The organism is Pseudophaeobacter sp. (genome assembly GCF_039971195.1).
GTDB lineage: Bacteria > Pseudomonadota > Alphaproteobacteria > Rhodobacterales > Rhodobacteraceae > Pseudophaeobacter.
Genome location: NZ_JBDWPJ010000102.1, coordinates 1 through 6,888 on the forward strand (window position 1 = coordinate 1; position 6,888 = coordinate 6,888).

Sequence of the window (6,888 nt, forward strand, 5' to 3'; positions counted from 1 at the left end):
CCATCAAGGCGCATTCATGGTCGCCCCGCCGCATCTGTATTGCGTCCCTTTCAGCGGCCTCGCCGAGCAGGCGAACCATGCCTTCTGCCTCTGAAAGCCCCTTCCCGGCGACAAAAATACGCGGGGCACTGAGCCAATCTGAGCGCGGCGACAACTGAGCCCCCAGGATATGGATACCCGGCGCATAGGGGTTTTGAAGGCGTCGCATTCCGCTGACACGTTCCTCCATCCGAAATACCACGTCACCGATCTCCTTGCGTTAAAGCCCCAGCGGAAAAAGCCCAGAAGTCCACCATGGGGGGGGTGCTGCGCACCACCCTAGGGCTTTGGGCGTGACTTCAACGTGAAACCCTGGAAAGCGAAGCCAGGTCTGGGCAGATTTGACCAGCCCCGAGCGCTCTCCAGATGGTCTCCGGTCTGCGTCACGTCTGTTTCACGTCTGCTGTCGTCAGCTGATTGGCAAATCACAGGGGAGAAAATCATGACCAAAAAGAAAAAGAAATTCACCCGCAAAGAGCTCGATGCGGCGATGCTCAAAGTCTACAAACGCTACCGCCATCGCCCCAATTTCACCGGCGCCGATGTTGGCACCCTTTGGCGCGGCGAGGAAAAAAGCGATGAACAGGTGGTGCGCGTTCATATCACCGCCAAGATCCCTGTTGCCGAGCTCAGTGACACGGAAGTATTCCCAAAAGAGATCAACGGCATTCCGCTTGATGTAATCGAAGGAAACTATAAGCCACGCAAGGCCTCCGGCAATCCGCGGCATAGAGCTGCTGTGCTAATGGGCGGGCTTTCGGTGGGACGGCTGAACAATGGCGCCGGCACTCTTGGGGCCATTGTCATCGACAAGGAAACCGGACGGCCCGGTGTTTTGTCCAATTGGCATGTGCTGGCCGGGCCAGAGGCGCGTCGCGGAGATCCCATCCTTCAACCTGGACGGATGGATGGCGGTCGCAAGCGCGATGCAATTGCGCGGCTCTCGCGCTGGATACTGGATTTTGACGGCGATGCCGCCGTGGCCGATCTGGGTAACGCCCGGCCCTGGCTGCCCATTCAGAATGGTAGTTTTGAAGCGATGAGCGGCCACCGCAAACCGCGACTGAATGAAGTGCTCACCAAGCAGGGGCGCAGCACCAGGAACACTTCTGCTCGGGTCGACGGGGAAGGCATCTACCGGGTGAGCTACGAAGTGCAAAAGGGCCAATTCGAGCCCCGCGACATCGCCGGCTTCAAACTGGTTCCAGAGACTGACAATACCACCAAGGACATCGAGATTTCCGAGCCCGGCGACAGTGGCTCGGTTTGGTGCAGCCCTAGGGATAAAAAGGCGGTTGGGCTGCATTTTGCCGGCGAAAGCGACACTGACCCACTGGCCGAACGCGCCATTGCGTGTAACGTTTCACAGGTTCTGCCCCGGTTGGGGCTGCGGCTCGCAACCCACGAGGATGTTGTCGAAATGGCCGAGGCCGCAGCACGGGCCGGTGTAAATCCGCAGTTCAGCCAGCAGCCAGAGCTAACTCCACAGCCAGACGGGCCCTGGCCACTTGATCCCTGGCAGACTGATCCCCGGCCAACGGACCTTTGGCCATCCGAAGTCGGCCCCTCTTCACCCCTGCCAGGCCCCGCCCCCATGCCCTTCCCGCCGCCAGTTTCAACACAGCCTGCCCCCTTGTCCCTACACGCATCTGCAAGAGCTGTTCGACTGCCCTGGTGTCACATCCTCGACGATCCACGGGAGGTCTACCCTGACCATCCCCCTAGTCCACTGAGCCTGCGGCAAGGCGGCCAAAGCCCCATAGGTATCGGCTCAGAAGGCGTCTCAGAGCCGCTTTACCTGGACACTTGGGAGCGGCTGAAAAGGTCCCTTATTCTGAGGGACCGCCCCCTCTTTCACGATCTCAGCGAGGGCGACCGGATCGAAGGGAGAATGCTGCCGCCCTATTGGCACAACGAGCTTGCCTGGGCGATCTATGACATGGGCCAGTTTGACGCTGTTTTGGACAGGTTTCCGGCCCCGCACGCCTATCTGCCCTGCAGCACCTTTGCCCATGTTGCCAAGTTGCTCATGGCGCGCCGCGCAGTGCTTGCCCCATAGCGCTCCGTGCGATGCGTGGTCTGTCTGTCGTCAGAGTTTTTGGAACCACAGGCTGCCTAAACTAAGAGATGGTTTGGCTCATCTGGTTGGTTTGATTATGCGGCGCGTTGCCTGTGATGCAAGCGGCGCGCTTCGAGCGTCTTTTCTTTGATCCTTTCCCTTTGTTTTAGAATGGCCTTGTCACGTCCGAAGGGCTTTGTTGCACCAATCGGGGTCTGAGCGTTCTTCCCCTTTCCCCGGACGGATTTATCCTACCCGCCATTGCTTCATACTTGGCGTGAGCAACCTTCCAAGCTTCATAGATTTCGGCGGGATCTTTTGTACCAAGAGACCACTCCACAGCATTTTTCCCAAAAACGCCTCGGAGATCTTCAGGGACACGCCTACGATATTTGGCATTTGCTGTTGCTGTAGCGGGTTTGAGATGCGGTAAATCCAAGGCGATCCTCATGTACGCCACCACAAAATGTGTAGCGTTTGTGTAGTGGTATAACCACTAACACCATGAAAGTACTGCAATTTCAATGATAAATGGTGCCCCCACACGGACTCGCACCGCGGACCTACTGATTACAAATCTGAACAATTCTGTTTGTTTTCATAGTAGGTTGGAGAGCAATACTCTCCAATTTGGAGTAGAAACCAAAGGAGTTGGCGGTTTTCGGATTGCCCACTTCTTGGTTTTGCCCATCCAGTTTTCAAGCCCCCTCCAGGCAGACCTTTCTTGCAATTCCTCAACCGCTGCTAACCCGCTATTTGCCTCCCCGTCAGCCAGATTTCTCCCCAAAAATCTTCGAAAAACACAAATGCCCTCTGCGCAAAAAAGTGGCTACAAGGCCACCAAGTCAACCTTCCGTGATTGCCGTGCTTGCGAACTATTCAATCTCCGGGCTAAGTGTTCCTGGTTTTGTTAAGCTTTTTCTCGAGGTCATTCATGCGGTGCCAAGTTGTTTTCGTGTTTGTTTGCACGCTGGCTTCCTTTTTTTCCTCGGTAGCGACTGCTCAGACGAAACTGGATCTTTGGTATCATGGCGCGGGCAACCCAGCCGAGAGGACTGAGATCGAAAAAATTGTCTCCGAGTTCAACAACAGTCAATCTGATTGGCGAGTTGTCACACAGAGCTTTTTTGAACAGGGCTACAACAGTTCGGTTGTGACTTCGGCTGCTCGGGGGCATTTGCCAGACATCGTGGATGTTGACCTGCCCATTCTGCCAAACTGGGTGTGGCAGGGCTACCTTCAACCGTTGCCCATTGAAACCTCTCTCGTCGAAGAGTTTTTGCCATCCACCATCGGGCGGTGGAATGGTGAGCTCTACAGTCTTGGCCTTTGGGAAGCAGCTATTGCAATAGTTGGGCGACGCTCTGTTTTGGATCGCCACGGCATTCGCATCCCAACAAACACTACCCCCTGGACGAAGGCGGAGTTTGATCAGGCTTTACTCGCACTGCAAGCCTCCGGCGAGTTCGCATACCCCTTGGATCTAGGACTCGCCCAAAGGGGAGAGTGGTATTCATATGCCTTCGGCTCGTTTCTGAACAGTTTTGGCGGCGACCTGATAGACCGGCAGACCCATCTTTCAGCTCAGGGCTCCCTGAACGGCCCTGGTGGCATCGCCTTTGGGAAATGGTGGCAGTCTTTGTTTGTTCGCGATCTGGTTCCCGGCCTGGATCAATCCAAAGAGAGCCGGGCTGCAGACTTCCTCGATGGGCGATATGCGCTCCGCCTGTCTGGCAATTGGGAAGCCCTCGAGATGCTGGCAATCATCGGCGAAGATCTTCTGATCCTACCTCCACCAGACATGGGTCAGGGCCCGGTCATTGGCGCCGGCAGCTGGCAGTTTGCGGTCTCTTCTTTTTCCGATCACCCTGATGGTGCGGCTGCCTTTATTCGGTTCGCTGCAGAGGCAAACAACTTGATTGCCCTTTCAGACGCACTAGGAATAATTCCGCCAACCATTAGTGCGGCAGCAGAAACACAATCATACGGCCCCGATGGCGTGCTTGCACCCTTTTTTGATTTGGCGCGTGACTATGGTCGTGTTCGCCCACAATCTCCCGGCTATGTTGTTGCGTCCAAAGTGTTTGAGCACGCCTTGGTGGATATCGCAGGCGGGGCCGATCCCAAGACCATCCTGGATGCGGCGGCCGACGACATTGATGCAGATATTAAACGCAACAATGGATATTCAAATTGATGAGCAAAAGCGGCCTCAAATTTAGACAGAGAATCTGGTTTCAGTTCGGCGCAGCCCTATCGCTTTGCTCCTTAAGTATTCTCGCGGGTCCGCCTGCGCATGCAGATACGCTACGTGTTGCTCAATACGAAAACCCGCCCACGATTTTCAGAAACAAGAACAACGTTCCCACGGGATTTTGGCCCGAGCTGACCGAGGAGGTTCTTGGAAATCTAAACTACGACGTCGAATATGTGGATTGCCTATGGTCGGTCTGTCTTGAAATGCTCGAGGCGGGTGAGATCGATCTCATGCCCGATATCGCGTTTACTCAAGAACGGTCAGAAAGGTTCCAGTTTGTCGAACAGCCGCTGCTCTACAGTTGGTTCGCGATCGTTGTCTCAAAGGATGTGTCATTGGAGACCCTGGACGATTTTGAGGGCAAACGGATCGCTGTTATGGCCAACAGCATTCAAGAAAGCGGTGTCACTGAACACCTGCAACAGCAGCGTGTGAACGCGCAACTAATTTGGACCTCTTCAATGGAAGGGGTTTTGGATGCCGTCTCTGCAGGCGACGCAGACATCGGAATCGTCAATAGGTTCATCGCGGCATCAGAAGCGCGTAACAAAGAAACGACCTATATTGCACAGATCCCTTTTGGGACCTACTCCCTGCATTTCGCAACTTCGCCACAGATGGCACCAGGGCTCGTAGATGCGATCAACCTGGAAATTTACCAGCAACAAACGACTTTTCGCTCAGCGTTCCAGCATGCAGAGCGACGGTGGGCAACGATCGTTCCCATCCCCCTGCCCTTCTGGGTGCTTTCAGCCTTTGCAATTGCCCTTGTGCTGCTGTCTCTGGCGGGTGTTTTTTTGCTCATTCTGCGGCGCCTCGTCGCGCAGAAAACCCAAAGTTTGGCGGCCGCAATAGTCGATTTGGAGCATCAGATCGATCAACGCAAGCAAGCTGAAGCCTATGCCCTGGAAGCTCAGAAAATGGATGCTCTGGGGCGCATGGTCGGAGGTGTCGCCCACGACTTCAATAATTTGCTGGCAGTCATTCTGGGAAACCTCGAGCTGATGCCTGAGCATTGCGAAACCGATCCGAACTACGCGGATTTTCGGTCTGGAGCGAAGAAAGCAACTGAACGCGGGGCCACGCTCGTCCGGGATCTCTTGTCTTTTGGTCGGCGGGCCTCATTGACCCCAGAACTGATTGCCCCGGTTGATGTGCTGAACAGCGTGCACAAAATGAGTGCGAGAGTACTTCCTGCCAATATTTCAATTCTGTTGCCTGAAGAGGCACAGTGCTGGCAGGTCAAACTGGATCGGGGGCAGCTGGAAAATGCCTTGCTGAACCTTGCGCTGAACGCCAAGGACGCTATGCCGCACGGTGGGGAGCTGACACTCTCCTGCACCAATGTTGAGCTTAAGAGCAAAGAAGGCGTTTCAGGCGCGGAACGATTGGTTAAATTCAGTGTTCGTGACACTGGCATTGGTATGACAGAGGACATTCGCGCGAAGGTTTGCGAACCTTTCTTCACGACAAAGGAGGTTGGAAAAGGCTCTGGAATGGGGCTAGCGATGGTGCATGGTTTTGTCAAACAATCCAACGGAAGTATGTCGATTACCAGCACTCCTGACCTTGGTACAACGATTGAACTGATTTTTCCGGCCGCTCCGTTATCAGAAGAGAGCCTGCAGTCGTCCGACCTCAGCGACGCGCCTCTTGACCGCGGCCGCGGCTCTATCCTGCTGGTGGAGGATAATGAGATGGTGCGTGAAGTGCTCTCCCGGCAAATAAGTTCTATTGGGTATGACGTACAAACCGCAGCGACAGGAAAAGAGGCTTTGGAAAGACTGTCCGGAGATCCAACCTTTGATCTCGTGATCACGGATATAGTCATGCCGGGCTCCATTCAGGGAACAGATATTGCCATGGCCGTCGAAGTCATGGACAACAAGGCCGAGGTTATCCTGATCACTGGTTATGCAGGCGATACCTTAGCGGATCTGGCAACGCCCTACAAAACCAATGTGCTGACAAAACCTGTCTCAAAAAATGATCTCGCAGCTGCCATTCGTCGTGTTCTAAAACCATGACTATGTGAAAATGGCGCGAAGCATGGAGTGTATGCCAGCTTCCCGTGTTGCGCCCATCTTTTGGCCAACGCGGTTCCGCCTCCACACGATGATCGAATTCAAGTATGTGAGTACCGGCAAAACGGATTGAGTAATTGAAAGCCAGTACATGAATGAGGAGTGGTGTAGATTAGCGAGAGGCCTTTCGTGGGACTTTCGTAGGCAAAGAGAGACACGCCTGAACGCAAACGCTGCACACAGGCGGCCTTTGGACTATGCAACCCAGGTGTAAACAATGTGGACGTTACGACCACTTGATTTGTTCTGTGCGCACTTATAACATTCACGTAACTTAATGTTTTCATGTGTAGTACTTAGGTTGAAGCACCTGAGCTTCCCCCTTTGAAGTGGTCCGCCCCTATAGTTAGGAAAGCGGAGGACCAAGTATGGCCATTAAGAGACCCAAGCCGGAAGAGATCGTCGTGAAGTTACGGCAGGTTGAAGTACTGATGGGACAAGGCATGCCC

Annotated in this window: 5 protein-coding genes; 3 read left to right on the forward strand and 2 right to left on the reverse strand. The window is 54.4% G+C overall.

Annotated elements, in window-relative coordinates; translation table 11 throughout:
• Positions 1-241 (reverse strand): hypothetical protein (locus tag ABJP42_RS08995; protein ID WP_348339988.1); only part of this gene is annotated, 241 nt, incomplete at its 3' end.
• A 240-nt stretch (positions 242-481) separates the two neighbouring features.
• Here ABJP42_RS08995 and ABJP42_RS09000 point away from each other — a divergent pair.
• Positions 482-2,098, forward strand: a complete 1,617-nt coding sequence (locus ABJP42_RS09000; RefSeq protein WP_348339989.1) for a hypothetical protein — start codon at positions 482-484, stop codon at positions 2,096-2,098.
• Positions 2,099-2,264: 166 nt separating this feature from the next.
• On the opposite strand, the gene ABJP42_RS20750 is transcribed toward ABJP42_RS09000, so the two are convergent.
• The gene (locus tag ABJP42_RS20750) at positions 2,265-2,549 is read right to left on the reverse strand and encodes a DUF6538 domain-containing protein (RefSeq protein WP_490363205.1); all 285 of its coding nucleotides are present in this window, start codon (positions 2,547-2,549) and stop codon (positions 2,265-2,267) included.
• Between the two features lie 444 nt (positions 2,550-2,993).
• Here ABJP42_RS20750 and ABJP42_RS09005 point away from each other — a divergent pair, with 444 nt between their 5' ends.
• The gene (locus ABJP42_RS09005) at positions 2,994-4,295 is read left to right on the forward strand and encodes a sugar ABC transporter substrate-binding protein (RefSeq protein ID WP_348339990.1); all 1,302 of its coding nucleotides are present in this window, start codon (positions 2,994-2,996) and stop codon (positions 4,293-4,295) included.
• Positions 4,295-6,382 (forward strand): ATP-binding protein, encoded by a 2,088-nt coding sequence (locus ABJP42_RS09010; RefSeq protein WP_348339991.1) that lies wholly within the window; start codon positions 4,295-4,297, stop codon positions 6,380-6,382. The genes ABJP42_RS09005 and ABJP42_RS09010 overlap by 1 nt, the downstream gene beginning before the upstream one ends.
• The last annotated feature ends 506 nt before the right edge of the window (positions 6,383-6,888 follow it).